General features: G+C 35.6%; 1 protein-coding gene and 1 pseudogene. Both read left to right on the top strand.

Annotated features, from left to right (window positions below; translation table 11 throughout):
• On the top strand, positions 1-420 hold a 420-nt coding region (gene tagH, locus IQR33_RS02530), incomplete at its 5' end, for a type VI secretion system-associated FHA domain protein TagH (RefSeq protein WP_193843482.1).
• An 11-nt stretch (positions 421-431) separates the two neighbouring features.
• A pseudogene (locus IQR33_RS32130) lies at positions 432-571 on the top strand (type VI secretion system lipoprotein TssJ); the annotation flags it as partial.

The following is a 571-nucleotide window of genomic DNA, read 5'->3' on the forward strand; positions in this document are numbered from 1 at the left end:
CGACTTAGTCATACCGCATTTCGTAAGTCAGAAAATAACCCTTTAAAGTTTTCTGCAAACTTAGAAGATGCGATTCATAACTTATATAACCGTCAAACTGCTAGCTTCTTAAAGCCAAATGCAGCCATTAAAGAAGCATTTAATGACATCGAAAGTCATGAGCAAGCCTTAATGAAAGGTGTTGAAGGTACGGTTTCGAGTGTTATGTCACTTGTTGAACCTACTTCTATATACTCAGATGCTTTAGCGAAAGACACGGTTATTAATAAGGTTATTCCAGCTAGAAAATATGCTCAAAGTTGGAAGAGGTTTGAGGATATTCACGAAAAGCTATCCGATGATATTATCAATAAAGAGTCTCCGTTCTATTTAGAAGACTTCGCTAAGCACTATGAATTAGCAATAAAAAACAAAGGCTAGGAATTAGGGTGATGAAAAAGTTTTACCAATATATTTTGTTATTAATTTCAATGGCTTTATTTGGGTGCTCAGCAGCGAACCTAGTTGTTGATCCATACTCAGATTTAGAAATAGCAGCAAGTCATAACATTAATCCTGATTCAAACGGCAG

Source organism: Vibrio sp. OPT46 (assembly GCF_015163535.1).
Classification (GTDB): Bacteria; Pseudomonadota; Gammaproteobacteria; order Enterobacterales; family Vibrionaceae; genus Vibrio; species Vibrio alginolyticus.